Raw genomic sequence first — 24760 nt, forward strand, 5'->3', positions numbered from 1 at the left:
TAGTAGCATTAGTTAGTTTTTTGAGATAATTTAAACAATTTAGCTAATCAAATTTTTTCTGTAAATAGTTAGCAATTGTTGATAAGCAGAAACATACAATAAAGTACATAATCGCAATAATTACATACATTGGAATCAGATAAGTTGTATTCTGACTGTAAATAATCTGTGCATGGTATAACAATTCTGGCAAAACAATAATTGTTGCTAATGACGTATCCTTAACTAATGACACGAATTGTGACAACAAGGCCGGAATCATATTATGCAAAGCTTGTGGCAAAATCACATGATACATCGCTTGACCATAGGTCATCCCGTTTGAGCGAGCACCTTCCATTTGACCTGGATCAACTGACCCAATCCCTGAACGAACAATTTCTGCGAGCATTGCTCCTTCAAAGATCACCAAAGCTGCAATCGACGCCGTAGTTGGATTAGTTACGATCCCTAGCTGTGGCAAACCAAAATAAGTAAAGAAGATAATCAACAATAATGGCAAATTACGGATAATATCGATCACAAAGCCAACAATCGCTGAAACATATTTAATCTTCATATAGCGAACCAATCCTAAGATCAAGCCAACTATAAAGCTAAGTGCAATTGAAATTAACGATACATAGATCGTTACCCAAAGTCCTTGTAATAAGAAGCGGATATCAACCCATGAATATGCATGAATAAAAGTTTCCATTTTCTATCCCCTTCCTATTAATTAGCTAATTTCTTTTCCAAGTGTCGCATGTAGTAACTTAGCGGCAAAGTTAAGATCAAATAAAATAGCCCGACAATGATATAAGTATCAATTGTTTGGAAAGTTGAAAATGCAATCAATTGCGCTTGATACATTAAGTCAAAACCAGCAACGAAGGCTAAAACTGAAGAGTTCTTTACCAAGTTGATAAACTGATTACCTAATGGTGGGATCACAATCTTCATTGCTTGTGGCAAAATAACATACCGCATTGCTTGTGTATAAGTCATCCCATTCGAACGGGCACCTTCCATTTGACCACTACCGATAGAATTTATCCCGGCCCGAACCGTTTCAGCAATAAAAGCTGAAGTATACAAGGTCAAACCAATTGTTCCGGCTTGAAAGCCTGATAATTTAACAATATATCTTGGCACAATAAGATAGAAGATCATTACAATAACCAGTAATGGAATATTTCTAAAAACTGCTATATAAATTTTAGCAATTATCTGACCAAATTTTGGCGGTGCCACTTCTAGTAAAGCAAAGAACACTCCCAAAATTAAACTGAAGATTAAAGCAATAATACTACACAAAATAGTATTCCAAAAACCTGTTAAAAAACTTCCCCAGTTGTTAGTAATAATTTGCCACATTATTTCAAAACTCCTTTCAGACTAAAGCCAGGAATTCCAGCAAACCATTTTTTAATTAAACGGTCATATGTACCATTTTTTTCAAGTTCATTTAAAGCTTGATCAATGTGATCTGCCATTTGCTTTTGTCCCTTGTTAACCGCAATACCGTAAGGTGCGTTACTATAAACGCCCCCAACTAGCTTATAACCAGGATTTTCTTGGGCAATACCGGCTAACAAACCATTATCCGTCGTTAAGGCTGCACCTTGACCGGCTTTTAAAGCAGACATCGCTTGACCATAGTCATCATATTGCAAAACCCGTGCCTTAGGTGCATATTTATGGACATCATCAACGGCCGTAGTTCCTTTAACTGCTAAAACAGTTTTGCCTTCCAAGTCCTTAACATTCTTAATCTTGCTATTATCAGGCACTAGTAAAGATGAACCTGCTGGGAAATATGGTTTAGAAAAAGTTACTTGCTTAGCCCGCTCTGGCGTAATAGTCATTGTAGCCAAAACTGCATCCACATTACCATTCTTTAGTAATGGAATTCTGGTATTAGCAGTAGTAGTTACGAAATCCGTTTTGGCATCTTTGCCTAACATTTGCTTAGTCAAAGCCTTAGCTAAATCAATTTCAAAGCCTTCAATATGACCCGTTTTTACATTAGTTAAACCAAATAATCTAGTATCTGCTCTAACGCCCCAAACAATTGTCTTACTTTCTTTTACCTTTTGATAAACGTTGCTGCTAGCGTGCTTACCGCAAGCAGTTAAAGCCAGCATCAAGACTAGCAACAAAGGGATGAAAATAAATCTTTTTATCTTCTTCATTGTGCGTCACCTTAATCTTTAGAAATAACCTTGCTTAAGAATTGACGCGCACGTTCAGTATCTGGATGAGCAAAGAATTCTTCTGGCTTGCGATCTTCTAAAATATGGCCCTTATCAAAGAAAATTAACCGGTTGCTTACCTTCTTGGCAAACCCCATTTCATGAGTAACTACAACCATAGTAATTCCTTGTTCAGCAACGTATCCCATAACTTCCAAAACATCTTCAATCATTTCTGGGTCAAGAGCACTAGTTGGTTCATCAAATAAAATTACCTTAGGGCGCATGGCTAGTGAACGAGCAATCGCTACTCTTTGTTTTTGCCCACCTGATAATTGACGTGGATAAGAGTCAATTTTATCTGCCATGCCCACTTTTTCAAGGTATTGCATTGCTACCTTACGATTTTCATCATCAGGACGCTTAAGCACAATTTTAGGTGCAAGCATTACATTCTCTAGTACAGTGTGGTTATTGTAGAGATTAAAGTGTTGGAACACCATACCAACATTTTTTCGAATCTTATTAATATCGGTCTTTTTATCAGCTAAGTCGTGCCCAGTTACAATTAATTGACCACTATTAATTGGCTCCAAGCCATTCATGGTTCTAATTAAAGTACTCTTACCTGAACCAGATGGACCAATAATTGAAACCACTTGGCCTTCATCAATCTTTAAGTTAATATCTTTCAATGCATGGAGCTTTCCATAGTACTTATCAACATGCTTAAATTCAATAATTGCTGTCATGGTTTCTACCTTTCTTTCATTTACACAATATATTTATTCTACCTTTTTTCGGAATAAAACTAAACTGTTTTCATGAGCAAAAATAGGATATTCATATAACAATCTATTATTTTCATTCGTATTTTTTGCAATCTTTAACAAATTTTATCCCTAAAAAAGCGGTTTCCATACCTACTTACGAATCTATCTAATATTTACTCAATTTCACTTTCAGGATAAAGAAAAAGCCCATCATCCCCTCTAGTTTGGGACGAAAGGCTTTTTTCCGCGGTACCACCCACATTGTCTAAATATAGACCAACTCATGAAGCACCAACATGCTTCACCGGCGTGGTAACGTACCGGAGACGTCTCGACCTACTATAAGAATTGTTAGTTCGGTGAGCTGCTAAAAGTGTTTTTCAATAGTTCAGGGTCTGCTGGCTTTTCACTAACACCAACTCACTGCTAAGAATAAACTACCTACTTGTCTTTTTCATAGCCTTTTAATTTATTTATATGTATTTAACATTATTTTTCAAGAAAATGCAAGGGAAAATAATTTCAATCGCAAATGTATCCGTTTTTAATCAAAATAAATGCTGTTAATATTCGGAAAATAGCTTAGAATATTAGTGATACCTAGAAAATTAAAGGAGTTTGATATGGGAAAGCTTGAAAAACCCGTTATTATTGGAATTGCTGGTGGTTCTGGTAGTGGGAAAACAACAATCGCACACGAAATTGCCGATAACATCGATGATCAAGATCGAATTATGATCATGACGCAGGATTCTTACTACAAAGACAATACTGGCGTATCAATGGAAGAAAGAATGAAGATCAACTACGATCATCCTGATGCTTTCGATATGCCACTACTTGAGGCACAATTAAATCAATTGATGCACAGAAAGCCAATTGAAATGCCAACTTATGACTTCACTGCTCATACCCGTAGTGATGAAACTATTCACGTCGAACCAGCTGATATCATTATTCTAGAAGGAATTTTGGTACTCTTTAACGAAGATATCCGCAATTTAATGGACATCAAGGTTTACGTTGATACTGATGATGATATCCGTTTTATTCGTCGACTTGAACGTGATATGAAAGAACGCGGCCGCTCACTTGATTCAGTTATTAATCAATACTTGGGCACGGTTAAGCCAATGTACAATCAATTTATTGAACCAACTAAGCGTTACGCCGACATCATCGTTCCTGAAGGCGGCGAAAACGATGTGGCTATCGATATGTTAACTACTAAGTTGCAATCAGTTTTAAGTGAATAATTATCAAGATATAACAAACAGGCGAGCTAGGAATTAATACCTAACTTGCCTGTTTTAATGTACTAAATTATTTTAGTTTTTCTTATTATCATCCTGTGCATTAGTTGCATCCAAAATACGGTTATATTTCTTAGCAAAGAATACCAAAAGCAAAACACTGGCAATAACATAAATAACCGCTGCAATATAGTAAGCATTAGCATAACCATCTTGCGTATTAAACAAGTAAAATTCAGTGAAGAGACCATCAATAACTCCCACGATGGCATAGGCAATTTGAACTACACCAGTAAAGGCTGGACGCAAGTCCTTGTCGACAATAACCATCTAAACTTCTTGTTGAACCGGCATCGTGGCATTGGCTAAACCTGTTCTCAAGAAAAGCAGAATTCCGACAATGACGGATAAGAAGGCTCCGCTACCTAACCGGCGACCATTAGCTAACAAAAGCATAACTGGTACACAAGTTAAAGTACCTGCAGCAACTGATACGATTACACCGAGTTTCTTTTCCAAAAATGGAGCAAAGAAGTAACCAATTAGCATCGCTGCTTGAACAAAAGTGTTGATGGTAGAAGTAACGTCACGTGGAATGTGCAAATAACTATTCAAATAAATTGGCACATAAACGGCAACTAAACGAGCACCAAGTTGGATACCAGCAATATAAACAATCCACATCAATGTCTTCTTGCTCAAAAGCTTCTTATACATGGCCACCTTTTCAGCTCTACTAGGTTCTTTATCATCTACAGTAGAACGACATCGTGAATAAATAGGGCTAAGATAAAGGCTAACATCGTTACAGCAGCTGTAATATAAAGTAAAATTCTGTATGAATTTGTATAGTCAGCTAAAGTTTGACCGGTTAACATTTCAGAATTACCTGATAGAACTGAAGCTTCGTGATAAGGAATCCCTCTAATTAAGCCAAAGAACCAAACAACAGCCTTCCCACCTAAGAAAGTACAAATTGTCTGCGTAATCAAGTTAACAATCATAACGGTTGAGAACATCTTAGTTCTAATCTTCCCTGGAACATATGAAGTCCACATCAGTGGATACATCAAATCATAAACCCCAATTGCTGTCCAAGAAATAGTATAAGCGATCATGATGATAATTTGATTGGTCGTGATACAGGTTAAGGCCATGAAAATTGCCGTCATTGGTGGCAAGATCAGCAAAATCTTTCGATAGCCCCATTTATGAACCGTCGCAATCATGACTGACATCAAAATTGCTGTCGCCGCATTAAAAATGTTTAAACCTGAAATCAAGTGTGGCGCTACAATCTTGTAGTAAGACAAGGCTGCATCATTCGTGATCCCAGTTACTGCACCTAAAATACCATAAATCCATAAGTAGACAATGACATTGTGTTTATAACGTGGATTCCAATTTTTAATCGCCTCAGCCTCAGCTTCCTTTTCCGCATTGCTTCGTCGAGCCATATAAGTCCCCTTCCCCTTTTATGAAAACGCATACAAATATCTAATTTGATCTTAGCACCTATATAGTATTAATAAAGTGTGTGTATACGAAAAGGTATTGATTATATGACTTAGGCAAGCCTTGGCTTTAATGCTTTATCAAATAGATTAGTAATCAATTTTACTAGTACACCATCAAATACTAATGATGAAATCATGCTGACAATAAACATCAAAATTTGGACATTAATTTGATAGTGACTCCAACCAAATAAGAAGTAGCTGGGAATAAAGCCACCCAAATTAGCAAAAAAGGCACCGGTCAAGACACTTTTCCAAGAGAATCTTTCATAACGTTCCTTTTTAGGGAAAAAGCCAATTTCATTCATTGCTCCCTGAATTAATCCTTCAAAAATTGTCAAAGCTCCCCATTGTCCGCCGATCGCCATTTCTACAGTCGCAGCCAATAATTCACCGATTGTTCCTGCACCCTTAGTCGGTACAAAATACATTGCTAGTGGTGCCGCCATGTACCATAATCCTGTAAAAATATTATCCACTACTGGTGCATAACCCGTGGGCAAAAAACTCAATTTCACCAAGTTATACACATTATTAAAACCATAAGTGTAAATCACGCCCATGATTATTCCAATTAAAGCCACTAAAATAATTGACTTTACATTCCATTTTGACGATCTAGTAAACATAAAAATGCTCCTTACTAACATACTGTCAGTAGGAGCACACAAATAAAAGTTTTAATTCTCTTTTTAGCACTTTCCCTTGCGCAAGTATTATCTTGTTCAGGTTCAAAGGGTATTATCTCAGCATTCCGCACCCCTAGTGACATCTTATTCAATTAACAAACTCAGTATAGCATATGTAAAAACTTAATCAAATGCCATTTGATCGGTATAGAGTTTGTAATAGAAGCCTTTTTCTTTGAGTAAAGCCTCATGGCTTCCCTCTTCAATTACGTTTCCATCCTTAAGTACCACGATCTTGTTAGAATTCAAAATTGTCTTCAGCCGGTGCGCAATTACAAAGCTAGTTCTGCCTGCAATTACAGCATCCATCGCCTTTTGAATTTTTTCTTCCGTCACTGTATCAACGTTAGAAGTTGCTTCATCGAGAATTAGGAATGGTGGATTAGTTAAAATTGTCCGCGCAATTGACATTAATTGCTTTTGACCAGTTGAAAAGATTGAGCTGCTATCTGAAACTTGAGTCTCATAGCCTTCAGGTAAAGTTTCAATGAAGTCATGAATGTTTGCCTGCTTAGCTGCAGAAATCACCTCATCCATTGAAGCATCTGGTTTACCATAGCGGATGTTGTCGGCTACAGTCCCAGTAAATAAAACTGAGTCTTGCAAAACAATCCCCACATTATTACGCAACGAGGTTAATTGAATATCACGTACATCAGTCCCATCAAAAGTTACCTTGCCTGAGTCAACGTCATAGAAACGATTGAGTAAGTTCATAATGGTCGTCTTACCAGATCCTGTTGGTCCGACTAAGGCCACTGATTGCCCCTTATCAACTGAGATATCCACGCCATGCAAAATCTCTTTGTCTTTGGTATAACCAAAATGAACTTTTTCTAATTTAACGCCCTGGTCTAAACCGTTAATAATCTTGCCATCTGGCACGTCATTTTCATCTTTTTGCTCTTCAACTGTTGCTAATCTTCTAGCCCCAGTTAAAGCCAATTGAATCATTGAATAAATTGAAGTAATTTGAGTCAAAGGTTGGAAATAAACTTGCGAATATTCCACAAAAGTTACGATCAAGCCTAAGCCAATTGCTTGTGAAACTTGACCCGAAATAATCATCCAAGAGCCCATCGCAATTACAATTGCCAAGTTAAGCAAGTTCAAACCATTCATTAGTGGGAATAAAATCCCTGAGTAAAATTGTCCTTTAAATAAAGCAGTTCTTACTTTGTTGTTGTAAACCTTGAAGCCATCAACTGATTCTTGACGCAAGCCATTAGTAATAATTACCTTTTCACCATTAATCTGTTCATTGATATAACCGTTCAAGTCGCCAATTTCATCTTGCTGTTTATCAATATAAATGCGTGCTTTTTTCATCAAAAAGACACTAACTATCAAAATAAATGGTGTCGTAGCAATAGTTGTCCAGGCCAAAGTTCGATTAATCGTAAACATCACAATGATTGTCCCGATGAACATAATTCCCTGGGAAATAATTTCAAAAATGGCATTGTTCATAGCATTAAAAATGTTATCTAAGTCAGAGGTAAATAATGACAATAATTTACCATCTTGGTGCGTATCAAAGTAGCGAACCAACATTCTTTGAAATTTAGCAAATAAATTCTCACGCATATCGTTAGTCGAGTCCGCATTAAACTTGGACATCACCATCCAAGCAATAAAAATCGCTACTTGACTTAATAGATAGAATAAAAACATTGACCAGAGCGCTTGATAGAAAGTATCTAATGACGCTGTACCCTTTTTAAGGTCAGCTAAATAAGTCGTCAAAGCCGTAACTGAGCGTCCTAAGTAAGTTGGCGCCATTACCTGCGCACCACTTGAAATTAGCGATAAAACGACTACAATCGTGATCCCTTTCCAATACGGCTTTAAGTATTTAGCAAAATAACGCAATGCTTTCTTGGTATTACTCATCTATTCATTTCCTCCTTTCTTACCCTTTTGTGTCTTAAAAATTTCTTGGTAAACAGGTGAACTCTTAAGTAACTCCTCATGTGTACCTTGAGCAACTAATTTACCATCATCTAAGACTAAAATGGTGTCTGCATTAACCACAGAAACAATTTTTTCAGCGATAATAAAAGTCGTAGTATCTGGCAACTCATGCTCTAAGGCTTCTTGTACTTTCTTTTCACTTTCTGCATCAAGTGCTGAAGTTGAATCATCTAAAATCAAAATTGGTGCCTTAGCAATCAAGCCTCGGGCGATTGATAGCCGCTGCTTTTGTCCACCAGAGAAGTTAGCTGAACGTTCTTCTACTTCATGATCAAAAGCGTCGTTATAACGTTCAATAAATTCTGAAGCTTGGGCCATGTTAGCAGCACGCTGCAATTCATGTAATTTAGCTTGAGCATTACCCTGACGCAAGTTAGATGCGATCGTTCCTGAGAAGAGAACTGCTCTTTGCAACACAAACGAAACGGTCTTGCGTAATGCCGCTTCAGTCACATCTTTAATATTGTGACCGCCAATTTTTATTTCACCCTTAGTTGGATCATATAAACGAGCAATTAATTGGGCCAAAGTAGACTTACCTGCACCGGTTGCGCCAACGATTCCGACCATTTGTCCTGGCTTAACTTTGAAAGAAATATTCTTTAAAGTTGGCTCATCCCCGTCAGGATAAGTAAAGGAAACATGGTCAAATTCCACGCTACCGCCAATAGGTGCAACTGAACCACTTTCAACAAACTTAACATCTGGTTCAGTTTCTAACACTTCACGAATCCGCCCAAGTGAAATATTTGCTCTTGAGAATTGCATCAAAGTCATCCCGGCAATCATAATTGTAAATAATAGCGTTAAAACATAGTTTACAAAAGGACTAACAACTGCAATATCACTTGGATGAGCAGCAATATTGATCCCAATTAAGTAAACAATCAAAGCAATCACGGTATATGCGATCATTTGAAAAGCTGGCATGATTGCGGAAAACCAGTAACCAATCACAATATTGTAGTCATTTAATTGATCTGAAGTTTGATCAAACTTTTTAATTTCTTGTGGACCTTGATTAAATGACTTAACTACCCGCACACCTTGCAAAGTTTCTTGGGCTTGATTGGAAATTCGATCCATCATGGTCTGGAACTTAGCAAATAAACTGTTCATTCGTTTTAAGACATAAGCACCAAAGCCCATAATAAGAGCTACCATTACTACTGGAGCCCACCAAAAACGCGGAATAATGACAATACAAAAGATAAATGAACCCACAATCAAAATTGGCAAGCGCAGCATTTGCATGAAAAGCTGCATCATCATGTTCATTACTTGGTTCATATCGTTGATTAACCGCGTAGTTAAAGAACCAGCAGAAAATTCCTTAATATTACCAAAAGAAAAAGTTTGAATTTTGGCATAAGTATCTTCACGTAAATCACTGACCACGCCTTGTGCAATCTTGGCGGCAAAATAAACATTAAAAATACCAGAAATAATTGCAATTACACCCAAGACTACTAACCAAATCCCATCAGACAAAACGGCGTCTTTTTGATCAGCCATCAATGCCTTTTGAATATTTTCTAATAATTTTGGTTGATATAATCCTGAAAAAGCTGAAACTAAAATGGCAATAATTGCCCATATAACATCTTTTTTATAATGCTTTAAATATGGTGTAATGATCTTAAAGTTTTTCATCTTTTCTCCTTTCTTCATTTAAAAGCTGCCAGAAAGTGTCGCCCCACTCTTCTGCAAGCTTGATTAACAACTTCATTTTCTCACTCCCCAACACTTGAGCTGTTTTTTCTTCCAATTCAAATAAGGAATGCAATTTATCACGCGCATATTTTTGTCCTGTTTGTGTAAGTTGGCAAAAACGAGCCCGTTTATCACTAGGATCAACAGTCATGGTCAGATAACCATTTTCGCGCAAAATTTTAATTCCTTTATTAATCGACTGCTTAGGCAAATCACTTAAATTAACTAATTCTTTTTGGGTTAACTTTTCACGAATTAATAATTCATACATGATCACTACCAAATAATCCGATAATTCATGATCTTGTGACCACTGGTCATAGGCACGACTGCCATGAATAATCGTTAAATTTAATTTTTCTGTATCACTAATTTCCATCACTTCGCCACCATATTTAGTCTGCACATGTACTAAAGTATATTAGTCTGCATATGGACTATTGTCAAACTTTTTTCAAAATAAAGCTATAATAAAAGAAGAACGACAATTTTTTGCATCTAAGGTTCAAATTGGTATAATGAAAAAATCAACAAATAAAACAAAGCGGGGATCATATGCACAAAAAATCTTTATTAACAATTTTAATAGTGGTCTTATTTACTTTTAGCTTGACTGGCTGTAAACAAAACAAAAAGCAAAATGTTTATCAGACAGTTAAAACCAGCAAAACGATTAATTGGGGTGTTAAAGCCGATACGCCACTTTTTGGCTCGATGAGTATTAAAACTGGTAAAATTAACGGTTTTGAAATTGATTTAGCAAATGCTTTAACTCATGAGATGCTTGGTAAAAACGCCAAAGCCAACTTCGTCACCACAACCGCCAACACTAAAATTCAACTTCTAAAAAATAAAAATATTGATGCAGTAATCGCAGCCATGACTATTACGCCTGAACGTAAAAAACAGGTTGAATTTAGCAAGCCCTACTTTCCTGCAGGTCAATCAATTATGGTAGCTGACAAGAGCTCGATTAAGAATATCAAAGACCTCAATAATAAAAAAGTATTGGTCGTCAAAGGGACAACTGCAGCCGATGCGATCCATAAATTTGCCCCGAAAGCGCAAATCCTACAATTTGATGACTACGGACAAGCTTTTGCGGCTCTTAAGGCTGGACAAGGTGACGCATTTGTAACGGATAACGGGATTTTAGCCGGAATTTTACGCGATAGCTCTGGTTACAAATTAGTTGGTGGCAACTTCACCAACCAGCCTTACGGTATTGCTGTTAACAAGGGACAAACTCAAATGTGTGACCACATCAATCAAGCTTTGACTAAACTAGAAAAAGATGGCACATACAATCGACTAGTTAAAAAATGGTTTGGCAACATCCCTGGCATGAACATCAAAGAAATTGAAAAACACTAAAGTAAAAACGTGTCTGGGAAAAAATTAACACCTAGATACCAAAAGACGATCAATCTAACTCTTAATTTGAGTTGGTTGACCGTCTTTTTTTGTTTATTTTTGGCTTTTTCTTTTAGGTATTGCCAGTTAGGATTATAACGAACCTGCCGCTGGCTATAATATTTGAAGTTGAATCTAACGCCATTTTGATCAAGGTGGTAATCGCCTTTTTCATCATAGAACCAGTTAACTAATTTAGTCGGATCGTTGCGATACTTTCTAGTCTTTTCCTTTTCATACCTCGTATAAGGAATATAGTACTGCTTGTCTGAATATTCTTCTTCCAACATCGAATAGTTATATTCGCTGCCATAACCAGCATCGGCAAGTTTTCTTCTAACATCAGTTCAATCTTTCTGCCTGAGAACACTCTACGAGAATATGCATCGTACACTCACCATTATTCAAAGATAAAGATGGCACCTGGCAAATACCCTGCAATTTCCTTATAGACCTTCCAGATCTCAGCGTGATTGACTACAAAATAATTAGTACTGCCATATAAAGGCGATGTCTATTCGGTTCTAGCCGCTACCTTGGATTTCGTTAAACAAATGCGCTAGGACAACGCTTTTATCGGTTCCTGCATCCCCATAAACTGTAAAAATTGCAGGATAACCTTGATTAATATGCCGCTTGGTAAAAGTAAGAATTTGTTTAACTAGTTTTTCTTTCTAAGTGTGTTTGATGATGAGCCATCTTAACTCCTCCTAACGCAATTGCTTCAGACTCTCACTAATTTGTTTGATCTCCTTTAGTCCTGTGGTGCAACATCCCCCGATTAAGCGTGCACCATCTTGGTACCATTTCTTAGTTAATTCACTAAAATCATAGCTTTGATTAAATTCTCGCCATTTCTTAATAGTTGGATCGTAGCATGCACCTTGGTTGGGATATACCACTAGTGGCTTAGCTGTATATTTACTAATCTCTTGCAGGGCTGGACTTACTAGATCAGGTGCAACGCAATTAATCCCGATTGCGAAAACTTGTGGGTATTCCTTCACCTTGTTAACTGCTTCCTTGATTGCGGTACCGTCACTGATATGCTTTGCATCCCTTAAAGTAAAACTAACGTAGACTGGGTAGTCTGGTTCATTATTATTTAACCAATTCAAAACAGCCACTAGTTCACTCAATTTAGGTTGTGTTTCCAACGCAATCAAATCCGGCTTTTCAGCTAAAATCAAGCGAAGTCTTGGTAAATGAAATTTCAAGTATTCTTGCTCGGTCAAGTTATAATCACCACGATATTCATTGACATCTGCTAAGTAGGCATCATAAGAACCAACGGTTCCAGCGACATAATTATGCTTGCCTGACTTTTGTTCAAAATCATCACGAGCCTTTTTAGCAATCTTAACTGCACTACGAATAAATTGCTGCGCCTGCTTTTGACTATAGCCTGCCTTAATAAAGGCCTGTACGTTAGCTTGATAAGTGTCAGTAATTACTAATTCGGCACCCGCCTCAAAATAATTCCAGTGTGCCTGATAAACCTTGTCTAGTTCATCAGTCAACGCAGTTGCTGTCCATAATTTATTGTTGGTCTGTACACCCTGCCGCTCCAATTCATCTGACATTGCGCCATCCAACACGATTCCATCCTTAGCCTTAGTAATTAAATTCATACTATCCACTTCTTTCTCATTTTTTAATAAAAACAAAAAGCACTCATCCCCAAAAGGACGAGTGCTTCGTGTTACCACCTTTAATTTATCCATTACTTACGCAATGAACCTTACTAACTACCAACATAGTTTGTGACAGCTAACGGTTCACAACGCCGTTGTCAGCTACTATTCACTGACACTGATATCCAAGCCCATATTCATTATCTGCGATTGCTTATCCCTCACCAACCGATAATTCTCTGTAGCAATCACTTCATGCTTTTAATCTTATCTATTTACCTTTTTCTTTTTACCTAAAAATGCTAGACCAACTGAACTAATTAGAGCTGCTAGACCTAAACCAAATGCTGCTAAGCCATTTTGTTTTTCACCGGTTTGAGGTAATGACTTCTTTTGACCAATAGTTTCAGCGTTAACTACTGTCTTATTAGTTACATTTGAAACAACTGATTTAGTAGAAGCAAGAGTGGTTGGCTCTGCTACCTTAGTATGATTTTCTATTTTTTCTGGCTTCTGTGCTTTTGGTGCAACAGTCTTCTCACGCTTAGTAGTCTTATGTTCCTTAGTTGGAACAGCTTGACCCTTTGGAACTACGGTTTGTTTATTATCATCATTAGTAGTTGGAGCAGTTGGGGTGTCTGTCGAATGAACCGGTGCATTTTGCGGTTCACTTGGTTGAGCTGGAGTGGTTGGAGTAGTTGGATTGTCTGGAACAACCGGATTCGTTGGAGTGGTTGGGGTTGTTGGAGTTTCAGGTTCATCTACCTTTGTAGTAACAGTAACTGTAAATGTCTTTGTAATCAACATGTCAGGTTGATTTGAGTCGTTCAACTTGTAAGCAACAGTAACTAAATATTTTCCTGCTGGTGTATTAGCATTAATTCCTTGTACAATATTTCCTTGCGCGTCTTTAATACTTACCAACTTTGCATTTTCTGGAGCTACTGGCACGTTTTCGAAGATGGCACCAGTATTATTAGCCTTTGGAAACTCAACATTATGCAATCCAGTAATGCCTTGAACATAATTCCAGTTAGCTGCTTCACTTGAACCTGCTTGGAACGTTTGATCCTTAGTAGAAATAATCTTATGTACTTCAACATAGAAATAAGGTTTGTTTGAATCTGGTATTGCGTTACCCTTGCCATCTGCTTCATGAATTATCAGACCTGGAGTAGCACTATATGAATAATAATTTATTAAAGTATTTAAATCATTGGCATTAGGATCTATTGAAAAACCATACTGCTTCACGACTTCTTGAAGTGGGCTACCCTCTAAGTCAAATGTTTCATCTGAATAAAATGTATCTGGATAAGCAAGTTCAACATCATCTTGTTGATTTGGATTAATCTTTAAAATATTGCCTACCTTAGGTACAAGGTCTGATAAGGCTGGATCATCTACAATGTTATAAGAACCGTTTGAATTACGAGTGGTCAAATGAATGGTATCATTTTGAACTTCATCCTTAGTCCAAACAGGATGACTATCATGTACATATACATAGACACTATTAGCATTAAGAGCATTAGTAGTAATTTGATTACTAAGATCAGTTCTTGTTCCCTTTAAATCAATAACTAAAGGTACATTTAATCTTGCTGTAGTATCGGCTGGAATTTCTCCCGCAAAAGCAATTTGTTTAACGTTAATAATCCAATCTTTACCAAATTTATTAATGGTGTCTTGGTATGAATTCCAAGTTTGATCTGATCCTAAATAGTAAACTGGTAACGCATCGTCATTAATTACTTGACCGCTTTTATTATCAATGAATACTACATTGGATTGCTTGTCAGGATCAACAACTAAAGTATGTTTTTCGCCGCTCCATGCATTAATAAAGAAATGTACACCGTTATCATTGTTAGTAGAATTCTTATCGCCAATATATTGTGCTTGATCGCTTATATTCTTTAATGATAAATGAGCTTCAATATCTTCAGCATTTTTGGCATTGATTGTAGCGTGATTATCTTTACCTGCTTCTGCGGAAGATACTTGTTGAATTTGACCATTCTTATTATCTTTAGCAGAAACTGAATAATTATAAGCAATAGAACCGTTGCTAGGAACACCAGTAATAGTACTATTCTTTCCACCAGCTCCATTGATTTTATCAGGTTGTGAAGTGTTTCCTTTGGCAGGAACAATAGCCTGATTTGCTACATCAGTTGAAGTTTTAGTTTTATTTTCTTCAGTAATTACATCTTTCTTAGGTACTGCATTAGTAGTAATATGACCTGTATCTTTAGTTTGCTCGGAATCAGTAGCCTTAATATCTACCTTAGTTTGTTTAGCATTACTACTTTGAGCATCTACCTTAGTATCTGGTAATTGGACCTGTTCATCTGCTTTATCGGTTTGTACTTTTTGCTCTACAACAGGAGCCTTAGTAGAAGTATCTGCAGCATGAACTTCCGTTTGATTAGTGCCAAAGAAGACTAATCCAATTAATACTGAAGCTACCCCAATAGTCAATTTTCTAATTGAAAAACGTTGTTTTAAATCCCTATCTTTCATTTTTCTGATCCTCTTTTAAATACTTTAGTTCTCTATTCACTAATTATCATAACACTTGTTATTATAGTTGCAAGAATTTACGTTTGTAATGTGTTTAGCGCTTTTAGGTTATTGAGAGTATTTGTTATTTATATCAAAAAACAAAAAGCACCTCTATTAAGGTACTTTTTGTTTTCATAATTAGTCAACTACCCTAGACTGAAGTCTAGGGCTTAGTGGCTTGTTAGCTTGCGCCAACCAGAACACCAACTTGCTTAGATACGGACTTGACTTACCAGCAATAATCTTTTGACTATTGCCGATAGAGGTCGTCTGATTACCAAAGCCTTTTAAGTCCGCGAGTTGCCAACGGACTGTGCCTGGGAAAAACTGATTCCTAAGACATAAAAAAAGAATGATGATTTTCTAATGGATTTCATCATTCTTTTTCTATACTTTAATTGCCTTCCTTGATATTATTGAATCACCACAAAACAAAAATAAAAGAAAGCAATCTTATGTATCAAAATTATATTACAGCTCAAATGGCTTTAACACTCAGTTTAGACTTTACTATTCCTAATAACCATTTAGCCAAAACTAAGAGCGGACGCCAGCGGCGGGTTCGATATAATCCTAACTGGCAATATCTAAAAGAAAAAGCCAAAAATAAACAAAAAAAGACGGTCAAAAAACTCAAATTAAGAGTTAGATTGATCGTCTTTTGGCATCTAGGTGTTAGTTTTTCCAGACACGTTTTGATTATTTAGTAATGAAATCAAGTAGAGTAAACATTACATCTTTATTTTCTGCTGGCACGCCATGAGCCATAATCTCTGCTGGGGTTTGATGCAAATCATTATTTTCTAAAGCATAAGCCCCATCATTGATAGCAATTTCACGCACATTATCTATTTGTGGTTCAAAATGGAATTGCAAGCCAATTACATTGTCACCTAATAAAAAGCCCTGATTTTTAACTAAATCACTTGAAAATAACAATTTAGCTTCTGCCGGTATTTCGCTCATTTGTTCATGCCAATGAAGTGCGGTTAACTTAGCCGGAATATTCTTAATAGTTTGCTCTTGTAAATAAACTGGTGCCCAACCAACTTCTTTAGCTGGTGCATCAAGCACCTGATAGCCCAAAGTCTTAGCAATTTGTTGGCTGCCAAAACAAATTCCTAAAATCGGCTTGTGTTGATCCAACATCTGTTTAATTAAAACTCGTTCCTTTTTTATCCAAGCAAGATCATCATTTGGGCTATTAGGACTACCCAAAATTACTAATAAATCTGTTTCATCAACGCTAGGCAAAATGCCAAAATCTCCCGGATGATAAACAAACATCTCATTATTTTTAGCATGACACCAAGCTTGAATCGAACCCGGTCCTTCATTAGGTGCATGTTGCAATACATTAACGCGCATAAAATCCCCTTTTTTACTCAACAATATTTTGTTCCAATTCTATGCTTCAGTTAAAGCAAAAACAAGGAAACCTAAATATTTATTTAAGTCATTCTTTAGAAACTATATGTCACCTTATATGATACAATTATACATATTTTTATATTCTGGAGGATTTTTATGGACAATCACCTTAAACGCAGTATTGGCTTGGGGGCTGCCCTTTCAATTATCGTTGGTACAATTATCGGCTCAGGAATCTTCTTTAAACAAGCTTCTGTTCTAGACAGTGCTGGTTCATCCCTAATGGCTTTGTTAGCCTGGATTTTAGCCGGAATTATTACTTTAACCGCTGGTTTAACTATTGCTGAAATCGGGTCGCAAATGCCTTATACTGGTGGGCTTTATGTTTACATTGAAAAAATATACGGTCGCGTTTTAGGCTTTATCGTTGGCTGGATGCAAGCAATTGTCTACGGCCCAGCCATGATCGCTGCAGTAACTGGATTTTTAAGCATTATGGTGACCAATCTTTTCGGAATTGGCGCAGAGTGGCGTATTCCGATTGGTTTAATCACAATTATTGCCATCGGTGGCTTAAACTTTTTAGAAAATAAAGTTGGCGCTGCTTTTGCCATGATTACCACCATTGCTAAAATGATTCCAATTTTTGCGATTATCTTTTGCGGCATCTGCTGGGGCGAGCAAAATGCTATCGCACAAACCGTAACTGAAGTTAACCGTTCAACTGGTGGTTTTGGCGTAGCTGTTTTAGCCGCACTGTTTGCCTATGATGGCTGGATCTTCATCGCTAATCTAGGTGGTGAAATGAAAAATCCGCAAAAACTATTACCTAAAGCAATTATTATCGGCATCACTATTGTGTTAGTAATTTATGCCTTAATCACTATCGGTATTTTCAGCTTTATTCCTGCTGATAAAATTCACGAATTGGGACAAAATTCAACTACTTACTTGGCTGACGCTATCTTGGGTCCAATCGGCGGCAAAGTTTTATCTGTCGGCATTATCATTTCAATGTTAGGTACGCTTAACGGAGAAATGTTAACCTTCCCACGGATTATTTATGCCATGGCTAAGCGTGGCGATTTGCCATTTTCAAGATATTTATCATATGTAACGCCTAAGGGTAAAGCTCCCGTGGTAGCAACTATGCTTTTAATCACTTTAACTGGAATCATGATGGTCTTTTTCGATCCTGATTACTTATCAAACCTTTGCGTTTTCACTATTTATAGTTTCTATGTGCTAGCATTCTTTGGTTTATTTATTTTAAGACGTAAAAATAAAAAAACGTGTCCATTCAGCGTACCCTTTTATCCAATTATTCCATTAATCGCTATTTCAGGTGGACTCTTTGTTTTAATCAGCCAATTTATAAATGATCCTATTGGAGTTTTGCTCTTTAGCGGAATTACGGCTATTGGTTGGCCAATCTTTTTCTTAGTTAAAAAGATGAGCAAGGTTCAAACGACAATTATCGAAGACTAAAAATTTTAAATTTTGCTTGTTCATTCTACTTAATTATGATATTCTAATTAAAATTAATTAGGAGATTTAATTATGATTTATCTATACACCACTTTAGCATTTTCATCCAACTCAAGTTCCAACTGAACTTGAGTGGCTTTGGTGTACATAAATCTAGGCCGGATTCACTCAATCATTTTTGATGATGAAGTGGACTCGGCTTTTTTGCGTAAAGGAGAAAAACAATGGATAACAAACTCAAACGCAATATTGGTTTTGGCTCAGCCCTTTCAATCGTAATTGGGACCATTATTGGTTCGGGCATCTTTTTCAAGCAAGCTTCGGTCTTAGACAGCGCCGGTTCTACCACAATGGCGCTCTTAGCCTGGATTTTTGGTGGCTTAATTACTTTAGCGGCTGGTCTAACTATCGCCGAAATCGGTGCCCAGATGCCTTATACTGGTGGACTTTATGTTTATATTGAAAATCTTTACGGCCGCATTTTAGGTTTTATGGCTGGCTGGATGCAAATTATTGTCTACGGACCTGCAATTATTGCTGCAGTGGCCGGTTTCATGAGTATCATGATGACTAATTTTTTTGAACTAAATAGTGCATGGCGCATTCCGCTTGCCTTAATCACAGTCTTAGTAATTGGAATCATGAACTTCTTTGAAAATAAAGTCGGTGCAGCCTTTTCAGTCATTACCACAATTGCCAAGATGATCCCCATTGCAGCAATTATTATTTGCGGCATTTGCTGGGGACAACAAGATGCCTTGGGGCAAACTGTAACGGAACTTACTCATCATACTGGTAATTTTGGCGTAGCTGTTTTAGCAACTTTATTTGGTTACGACGGTTGGATTTTAATCGCTAACTTAGGTGGCGAAATGAAAAATCCTCAAAAATTATTGCCTAAAGCTATCGTTGCAGGAATCACAGCTGTTTTAGCCATTTATACCTTAATTACAATTGGAATTTTCCGCTTCATCCCTGCTAACCAAATTCATCAATTAGGCGAAAACACCACTACTTATCTAGCTAATACGGTTTTCGGTGCAATCGGTGGTAAAATCCTTTCTATCGGGATCATCACCTCCATGATGGGAACTTTAAACGGCAAAATGCTGACCTTCCCTAGAATTGTTTATGCCATGGCTAAACGAGGCGATTTACCTTTTTCTAAATATTTGGCCTATGTTACTCCTAAAGGAAAGTCACCCGTTGTGGCTACTTTATTTATTGTGCTTTTAGCTCTTTTAATGATGATTTTCTTTGACCCAGATCACTTGTCAGATCTTTGCGTCTTTACAGTTTATTGTTTCTATCTGCTAGCCTTCTTTGGTATTTTTATCCTAAGAAAAAAGAATAAAGCAGAGCGTCCTTTTAGTACTCCACTTTATCCTTTAGTGCCTATAGTTGCTATTTTAGGCGGTTTATTTGTCCTAATCAGTGAATTAATTAATGATCCAGCTGGTGTTTTGCTTTTTGCTGGAATTGTCATTATCGGCCTACCGATCTTCTACGCCGTTAAACGCATGAATAAACATCGCTTGTATTAAAGCGACTTTTCTACACTGTAGCTTGCACGCCACAATTCTTCCATCTTAGCTAAACGATGCCAATCCCCTTTTTGACACATTGTATACAAGGCATGAGCAGGATCATAAGCAATTGGATTGCCCTCTGCTTCTTTTAAATAAGCCCCAACAATGCTGATTAACATCATCCGAAAGCGTTCAATCTCATTACGGCTAAAGTAAGTTTCAAAATACTTAGTTACTAAGCAATCAACCGTTGCATGCGAAGCTTTGCGCAAAGAAGCAGGATTCTTACGATAATTATACAAAGTATAAGTTGAAATTCCAGTTGCTTTACTTAAACTAGTAATCTTAACATTACGGTCAGTTACTAATTTCTCCGCTCTTTGTACATCGGTTAAAATTTGGGGATGCTTAAAGTGAGCTGGCATTGGGATACGTTTACTTAATTCTGCAATTACCTTTTCAACAGCTTCCTTCATTTGCTGCGTAGCTACTTCTTCGTTTACCTTGTCATTAAGCAATTTCCCTACTACAAACGTATGATCAGTCACTTCATACCTTTTAGTAACTGCATTGTAAAAATGACCTTCAATCCCTGTAATCTTAACTGCATCAGTTCCAGCTTTTGCATAGTCAAAAAAGATGTGTTGCTGATCACCGGTTAATGGTGAAAATGGCAAATTATCTAGCGTAAAAACTTGTACATTTAAAGTATAATCTGAATGAGCGGGATCATCTGCATCACAATGATACATCTTCACTTCCCGATCATGAATAAAATCTTCAAAAATAAGATTTTTTTCTTCATTTCTCAATCCCCTTTTAAATAGTCCTACCATTTATTATAAGCAAAAAACTAGCTTTTAAAAGCTAGTTTTCGTTTTTATTAGAAAATATTCGGCCTAAGGCAAATAATTACCAGCAGAATCAATAAAGTTAATGCCAGCATCATAGGTAGCTTGAATTGCCACTTGAGCTTCTGGAACCGTCTTTTGATTCATCCGCATAATGCCCAGTGCCATTGCTGGAATGTTTAAAGTAACACATCCCATTTTAATTTGTTTCATAATGTAAGCCTTTTCAATTAATTCAACTCACATCTTGAACCAAAACTACTTAAGTTTCAGCTAACAGAAATTCATGATTACTAATATATCTTAGCTACTGCTGCTTGAATTGATTCTTTATCTAAAAATTCATCATAACTAGTATCTTGGCGACTAACAATTGCTTTAGGACCAACTTCAATAATATGGTTAGCAATAGTTTGAATAAATTCGTGATCGTGTGATGTGAATAAAATTGAACCCGGATATGAAACAAGGGCATCGTTTAAGGCCGTAATTGATTCCAAGTCTAAGTGGTTAGTTGGATCATCCATAATCAATACATTAGCTGCTTCCAACATCATGCGGGACAATTGACAACGCACCTTTTCACCACCAGATAGAACCTTAATCTTCTTTTCGATTTCTTCGCCACTAAACAGCATTCTGCCTAAGAAACCACGCAAGAAAGTATTATCATCTTGTTCCTTAGTCGCATATTGCCGTAGCCAATCTAAGATTGTGAGTTCATCATTATTAAAGTTAGCGTTCAAATCGCGCGACATATAGTTAAAGGCAGTCGTCTGTCCCCAAGTAACTGTACCTGTATCAGGCTTAATTTTACCAGCAATAATATCAAGCAAGGCAGTTGTTGCCAAAGCGTTGCGTGATAAAAAGGCTACCTTATCACCAGGGCGTACAATAAAGGAAACATTATCCAGAATCTTTTCACCATCAACTGAATAAGAAACGTTTTCTACCTTAACTAAGTCATTACCCAAATCACGGTGCATTTCAAACTTTACAAATGGATACTTACGACTAGATGGTTTGATATCGTCTAAAGTAATCTTATCAAGCTGCTTTTTACGTGAAGTAGCCTGACGAGACTTAGAAGCATTAGCTGAAAAGCGCGCAATAAATTCTTGCAATTGCTTGATCTTTTCTTCTTTTTTAGCATTTTGGTTAGCTGCTAATTCATTAGCCAACTTGCTTGACTCATACCAAAAGTCATAATTTCCTACATAAAGTTGAATCTTACCGCGGTCAACGTCACACATCTGCGTACATACTTGGTTCAAAAAGTGACGGTCGTGCGACACCACAATCACGATATTAGGATAATCAGCCAAGAAATTCTCAAGCCATTCTACAGTATGGACATCCAAACCGTTGGTTGGTTCGTCAAGCAACAAAATATCTGGATTGCCAAAAAGCGCTTGAGCTAGCAAAACTTTAACTTTTTCACTTTCTGGTAAGTCCTTCATTAACATTTGATGTTCTTCTTCAGGAATCCCCAATGATTGCAATAACTTTGCTGCATCAGCTTCCGCATTCCAGCCATCAAGTTCCGCAAACTTACTTTCTAACTCTGCTGCTTTAACTCCATCTTCATCGCCAAAATCAGGTTTAGCATAAAGAGCATCTTTTTCTTTCATTACTTGATAAAGTTCTTGGTGCCCTTGGATAACGGTATCCATGACAGTAAAATCTTCAAAAGCAAAGTGGTCCTGATTCAAACTAGACATTCGCTCATTAGGATCAATCGCAATTGAACCAGTAGTTGGCTCAAGCTTGCCTTCTAATAATTTTAGAAAAGTTGATTTACCGGCACCGTTTGCGCCAATTACACCGTAACAATTGCCTGGAGTAAATTTTAAGTTGACATCTTCATAAAGTGTGCGGCCACCAAATCGTAAACTAACGTCGGATACTGTAATCAATCTCTTTACCTCACTTAAAAATATAAAATTATGTTTAAGTATACCAAAAAAGACAGCTTCTTATAAATAGAGAGGCTGTCTTTTTAAGCATTTTATTAAAACTTTTTGAAGCTATCCAATTTTTCTTGCGTAATATCCCGAATAATTGCCGTAGCTAAATCAACTGAGGCCTTAAAGTCCTCGTAGCTACTGAAACAATATGGCGAATGCTCATAGCGAACAGGAATCCCGATGACAGTTGTTGGCGCACCATTTTCGTAATAGATTGCTGCTCCATCTTGACCACCACCAGTTCTAACTGAACGAGTGTAAGGGATGCCGTTTTTATCAGCTAAATCGCAAGCATATTGTTGGAACTTAGGATTTGGCAAAAATGTAGTATCCATGTCGCGCAACATTGGACCACGTTTTAGCCCCGCTTGTGAAAGCCAATCCGGTGTAAAAGTGTCATCGGCTGGACAACTTTCTAGCACTAAACAAAGATCAGGCTTAACCTTTCTTGCCGTTACATAGGCGCCACGCAAACCGACTTCTTCTTGACTTGATAAAGCAGCTACCACATCAAAGTTAGTCTCTTCACCCTTTAAATTATCAAGCACATCAATCATTGCGCCAGCGCCAAAGCGATCATCAAAGTCCTTACCAAAGAATAAGCCAGATTTTTCATGATATTCGCACTTTACATCAACAAAGATGGGACAGCCAGTATCAATCTTATAATCCTTAATTGTTTCTTCTCGGCTAGAAGAGCCAACATCAATTGACATTTCAGCTACATCAGGTACATTATTGCGCTCTGCAGCCGTCATGAAGTGCGGCGGCTTGGTTGCGACTACGCCTGGAATATATTCACCGTCACGGTTGCGCACTTTAACCCGCAAGGCAGGAATATTATATTTGACCCAACCACCAAGTGGAACAAACTTAATCAAGCCATTAGGGCGAACTGCTTGCGTAATGAAACCCACTGCATCTGAATGGGCATCTAGCTGAATAACAGGACGATCACCCTTGTTTTCCTTCTTGGATGCATAAACATTAAGCATCCCGTCAACTTCAATATTTGCCGTTTTTTCAGCATAACTAGTAAATAGTTTAACGAATTCTTCTTCAAAACCAGAAGTGGCATTGGCATCTGAGAATTCTTTTAACATTTGAATTTCTTGTTCTTTTTGCATAATTATGTCCTTTCTGTAAGAAACGCTTAATTTAATTTTACCGAGAAAAACAGTCAAAGTAGATTATAATTAGAAATAATTATTACAAAGGAAAAATAATATGAAAAATAAATTTTCAATGTTAATTCTTTTACCCCTACTTTTTAGCTCATCGGCCTGTTCCAACTATTCTAGCCGTCCCGCTACAGTTAACGAAACAGTAAGCAGTTCTGCGACACACAAGGCATCCAAACAGGCAAATGAGTTTAAGCCTAATTTAAAAAAGAAATATCCTGGCTTTAAGTTAACCAGTATCCCTGAACAATTTCGCGGTACCTGGTATCGTAGCGATCCACTGAGCAAATCAGCTCGCAAATTAATTATCAACAAGCATACAATTGGTGACTCAGTAGTTTATCGACAAGTGGATAAGTCCATTAAGCTGGATCATAACTCTGAGCAAAAGAACAAGACCTATTCTGGCGGTGACTCCATGATTGCCATCGAACAGCATCAAGGGCGGACTTGGATGCGCGTTCGTGAGTTTTTGACAACTGTAGATATTATTTATATTACTGGTCAATTTAAAGGACATCCTTGTTTATATCTTGCATATTCCTCTGGAGATATCCACAATGCACTTTTTAAAAACAAAGCGCTAGCAATTAAGTATAAGACCTATGACTTTTCTAAAATTAAATCATGAAAAATATTAACAATCTACTACAACAAAAAAGTAA

The 24760-nt window shown here is 37.0% G+C and carries 19 protein-coding genes, 5 pseudogenes, 1 riboswitch and 1 other annotated feature; of the genes and pseudogenes, 6 read left to right on the forward strand and 18 right to left on the reverse strand.

Features of this window, described 5'->3' with window-relative positions; genetic code table 11:
• Positions 1 to 43 precede the first annotated feature (43 nt).
• The 4 genes from Q0Y84_RS01750 to Q0Y84_RS01765 are packed head-to-tail and all read right to left on the reverse strand — an operon-like array spanning position 44 to position 2926.
• Positions 44 to 697, reverse strand: coding sequence for an amino acid ABC transporter permease (locus Q0Y84_RS01750; RefSeq protein ID WP_297950265.1), 654 nt, complete (start codon positions 695 to 697; stop codon positions 44 to 46).
• Positions 698 to 714: 17 nt separating this feature from the next.
• Positions 715 to 1356 carry an amino acid ABC transporter permease gene (locus Q0Y84_RS01755; protein WP_297950268.1) on the reverse strand — a complete coding sequence of 214 codons (642 nt, stop codon included), beginning with the start codon at positions 1354 to 1356 and terminating at the stop codon, positions 715 to 717.
• Positions 1356 to 2174 (reverse strand): transporter substrate-binding domain-containing protein, encoded by an 819-nt coding sequence (locus Q0Y84_RS01760; RefSeq protein WP_297950270.1) that lies wholly within the window; start codon positions 2172 to 2174, stop codon positions 1356 to 1358. Before Q0Y84_RS01760 ends, Q0Y84_RS01755 begins: the two co-directional genes overlap by 1 nt.
• A gap of 11 nt (positions 2175 to 2185) precedes the next feature.
• On the reverse strand, positions 2186 to 2926 hold the full coding sequence (locus Q0Y84_RS01765; protein ID WP_297950272.1) for an amino acid ABC transporter ATP-binding protein: 741 nt from the start codon (positions 2924 to 2926) through the stop codon (positions 2186 to 2188).
• Positions 2927 to 3169: 243 nt separating this feature from the next.
• Positions 3170 to 3414 (reverse strand) — a binding site (T-box leader).
• A 156-nt stretch (positions 3415 to 3570) separates the two neighbouring features.
• Here Q0Y84_RS01765 and udk point away from each other — a divergent pair.
• The gene (gene udk / locus Q0Y84_RS01770; RefSeq protein ID WP_198564962.1) at positions 3571 to 4203 is read left to right on the forward strand and encodes a uridine kinase; all 633 of its coding nucleotides are present in this window, start codon (positions 3571 to 3573) and stop codon (positions 4201 to 4203) included.
• Positions 4204 to 4275: 72 nt separating this feature from the next.
• Here the strand turns inward: udk and Q0Y84_RS01775 are convergent.
• The 5 genes and pseudogenes from Q0Y84_RS01775 to Q0Y84_RS01795 all read right to left on the reverse strand — a co-directional run bounded on the left by Q0Y84_RS01775 (position 4276) and on the right by Q0Y84_RS01795 (position 10472).
• A pseudogene (locus tag Q0Y84_RS01775) lies at positions 4276 to 5657 on the reverse strand (MFS transporter).
• Between the two features lie 110 nt (positions 5658 to 5767).
• On the reverse strand, positions 5768 to 6346 hold the full coding sequence (locus tag Q0Y84_RS01780) for an ECF transporter S component (RefSeq protein ID WP_005728559.1): 579 nt from the start codon (positions 6344 to 6346) through the stop codon (positions 5768 to 5770).
• A 54-nt stretch (positions 6347 to 6400) separates the two neighbouring features.
• Positions 6401 to 6491: riboswitch (TPP riboswitch) on the reverse strand.
• A 38-nt stretch (positions 6492 to 6529) separates the two neighbouring features.
• On the reverse strand, positions 6530 to 8299 hold the full coding sequence (locus Q0Y84_RS01785) for an ABC transporter ATP-binding protein (RefSeq protein ID WP_297950286.1): 1770 nt from the start codon (positions 8297 to 8299) through the stop codon (positions 6530 to 6532).
• Positions 8300 to 10033 carry an ABC transporter ATP-binding protein gene (locus Q0Y84_RS01790; RefSeq protein WP_297950289.1) on the reverse strand — a complete coding sequence of 578 codons (1734 nt, stop codon included), beginning with the start codon at positions 10031 to 10033 and terminating at the stop codon, positions 8300 to 8302. It lies immediately after the preceding gene.
• Complete coding sequence (locus Q0Y84_RS01795) at positions 10020 to 10472, reverse strand: helix-turn-helix domain-containing protein (RefSeq protein WP_060462612.1); 453 nt, start codon at positions 10470 to 10472, stop codon at positions 10020 to 10022. Before Q0Y84_RS01795 ends, Q0Y84_RS01790 begins: the two co-directional genes overlap by 14 nt.
• A gap of 176 nt (positions 10473 to 10648) precedes the next feature.
• Here Q0Y84_RS01795 and Q0Y84_RS01800 point away from each other — a divergent pair, with 176 nt between their 5' ends.
• Positions 10649 to 11467, forward strand: coding sequence for a transporter substrate-binding domain-containing protein (locus Q0Y84_RS01800; protein ID WP_260263440.1), 819 nt, complete (start codon positions 10649 to 10651; stop codon positions 11465 to 11467).
• On the opposite strand, the pseudogene Q0Y84_RS01805 reads toward Q0Y84_RS01800, so the two are convergent.
• From Q0Y84_RS01805 to Q0Y84_RS01820, 4 genes and pseudogenes are all read right to left on the reverse strand, one after another.
• Positions 11464 to 11838, reverse strand: a pseudogene (locus Q0Y84_RS01805) (hypothetical protein); the annotation flags it as partial. The gene Q0Y84_RS01800 and the pseudogene Q0Y84_RS01805 overlap by 4 nt on opposite strands.
• A 92-nt stretch (positions 11839 to 11930) precedes the next feature.
• Positions 11931 to 12180: pseudogene (locus tag Q0Y84_RS01810) on the reverse strand (DNA/RNA helicase domain-containing protein); the annotation flags it as partial.
• Between the two features lie 36 nt (positions 12181 to 12216).
• Positions 12217 to 13137 (reverse strand): homocysteine S-methyltransferase, encoded by a 921-nt coding sequence (mmuM, locus tag Q0Y84_RS01815; RefSeq protein ID WP_297950296.1) that lies wholly within the window; start codon positions 13135 to 13137, stop codon positions 12217 to 12219.
• A 270-nt stretch (positions 13138 to 13407) separates the two neighbouring features.
• On the reverse strand, positions 13408 to 15666 hold the full coding sequence (locus Q0Y84_RS01820) for a YSIRK-type signal peptide-containing protein (RefSeq protein WP_297950298.1): 2259 nt from the start codon (positions 15664 to 15666) through the stop codon (positions 13408 to 13410).
• Between the two features lie 569 nt (positions 15667 to 16235).
• Between Q0Y84_RS01820 and Q0Y84_RS01825 the strand changes: the two are divergent.
• A pseudogene (locus Q0Y84_RS01825) lies at positions 16236 to 16415 on the forward strand (hypothetical protein); the annotation flags it as partial.
• Here the strand turns inward: Q0Y84_RS01825 and Q0Y84_RS01830 are convergent.
• Positions 16408 to 17076: a type 1 glutamine amidotransferase gene (locus tag Q0Y84_RS01830; RefSeq protein WP_297950300.1), complete on the reverse strand. Its 669-nt coding sequence runs from the start codon at positions 17074 to 17076 to the stop codon at positions 16408 to 16410. The pseudogene Q0Y84_RS01825 and the gene Q0Y84_RS01830 overlap by 8 nt on opposite strands.
• A 159-nt stretch (positions 17077 to 17235) precedes the next feature.
• Here Q0Y84_RS01830 and Q0Y84_RS01835 point away from each other — a divergent pair, with 159 nt between their 5' ends.
• Positions 17236 to 18567: an amino acid permease gene (locus Q0Y84_RS01835; protein WP_297950302.1), complete on the forward strand. Its 1332-nt coding sequence runs from the start codon at positions 17236 to 17238 to the stop codon at positions 18565 to 18567.
• A 224-nt stretch (positions 18568 to 18791) separates the two neighbouring features.
• Positions 18792 to 20111 (forward strand): amino acid permease, encoded by a 1320-nt coding sequence (locus Q0Y84_RS01840; RefSeq protein WP_297950304.1) that lies wholly within the window; start codon positions 18792 to 18794, stop codon positions 20109 to 20111.
• Here Q0Y84_RS01840 and Q0Y84_RS01845 read toward each other — a convergent pair.
• From Q0Y84_RS01845 to Q0Y84_RS01860, 4 genes and pseudogenes are all read right to left on the reverse strand, one after another.
• On the reverse strand, positions 20108 to 20848 hold the full coding sequence (locus Q0Y84_RS01845) for a helix-turn-helix transcriptional regulator (RefSeq protein WP_297950306.1): 741 nt from the start codon (positions 20846 to 20848) through the stop codon (positions 20108 to 20110). The two genes, Q0Y84_RS01840 and Q0Y84_RS01845, sit on opposite strands and share 4 nt — an antisense overlap.
• 165 nt (positions 20849 to 21013) lie before the next feature.
• A pseudogene (locus Q0Y84_RS01850) lies at positions 21014 to 21160 on the reverse strand (aldo/keto reductase); the annotation flags it as partial.
• An 80-nt stretch (positions 21161 to 21240) separates the two neighbouring features.
• On the reverse strand, positions 21241 to 22863 hold the full coding sequence (locus tag Q0Y84_RS01855; RefSeq protein ID WP_297950308.1) for an ATP-binding cassette domain-containing protein: 1623 nt from the start codon (positions 22861 to 22863) through the stop codon (positions 21241 to 21243).
• Positions 22864 to 22958: 95 nt separating this feature from the next.
• Positions 22959 to 24041, reverse strand: a complete 1083-nt coding sequence (locus Q0Y84_RS01860; protein ID WP_297950310.1) for a M42 family peptidase — start codon at positions 24039 to 24041, stop codon at positions 22959 to 22961.
• A gap of 100 nt (positions 24042 to 24141) precedes the next feature.
• Between Q0Y84_RS01860 and Q0Y84_RS01865 the strand changes: the two genes are divergently transcribed.
• A complete protein-coding gene (locus Q0Y84_RS01865; protein WP_297950312.1) occupies positions 24142 to 24726 on the forward strand; it encodes a hypothetical protein in 585 nt (194 codons plus the stop codon).
• The last annotated feature ends 34 nt before the right edge of the window (positions 24727 to 24760 follow it).

This window comes from uncultured Lactobacillus sp. (assembly GCF_947367125.1).
In the GTDB taxonomy this organism is placed as follows: domain Bacteria; phylum Bacillota; class Bacilli; order Lactobacillales; family Lactobacillaceae; genus Lactobacillus.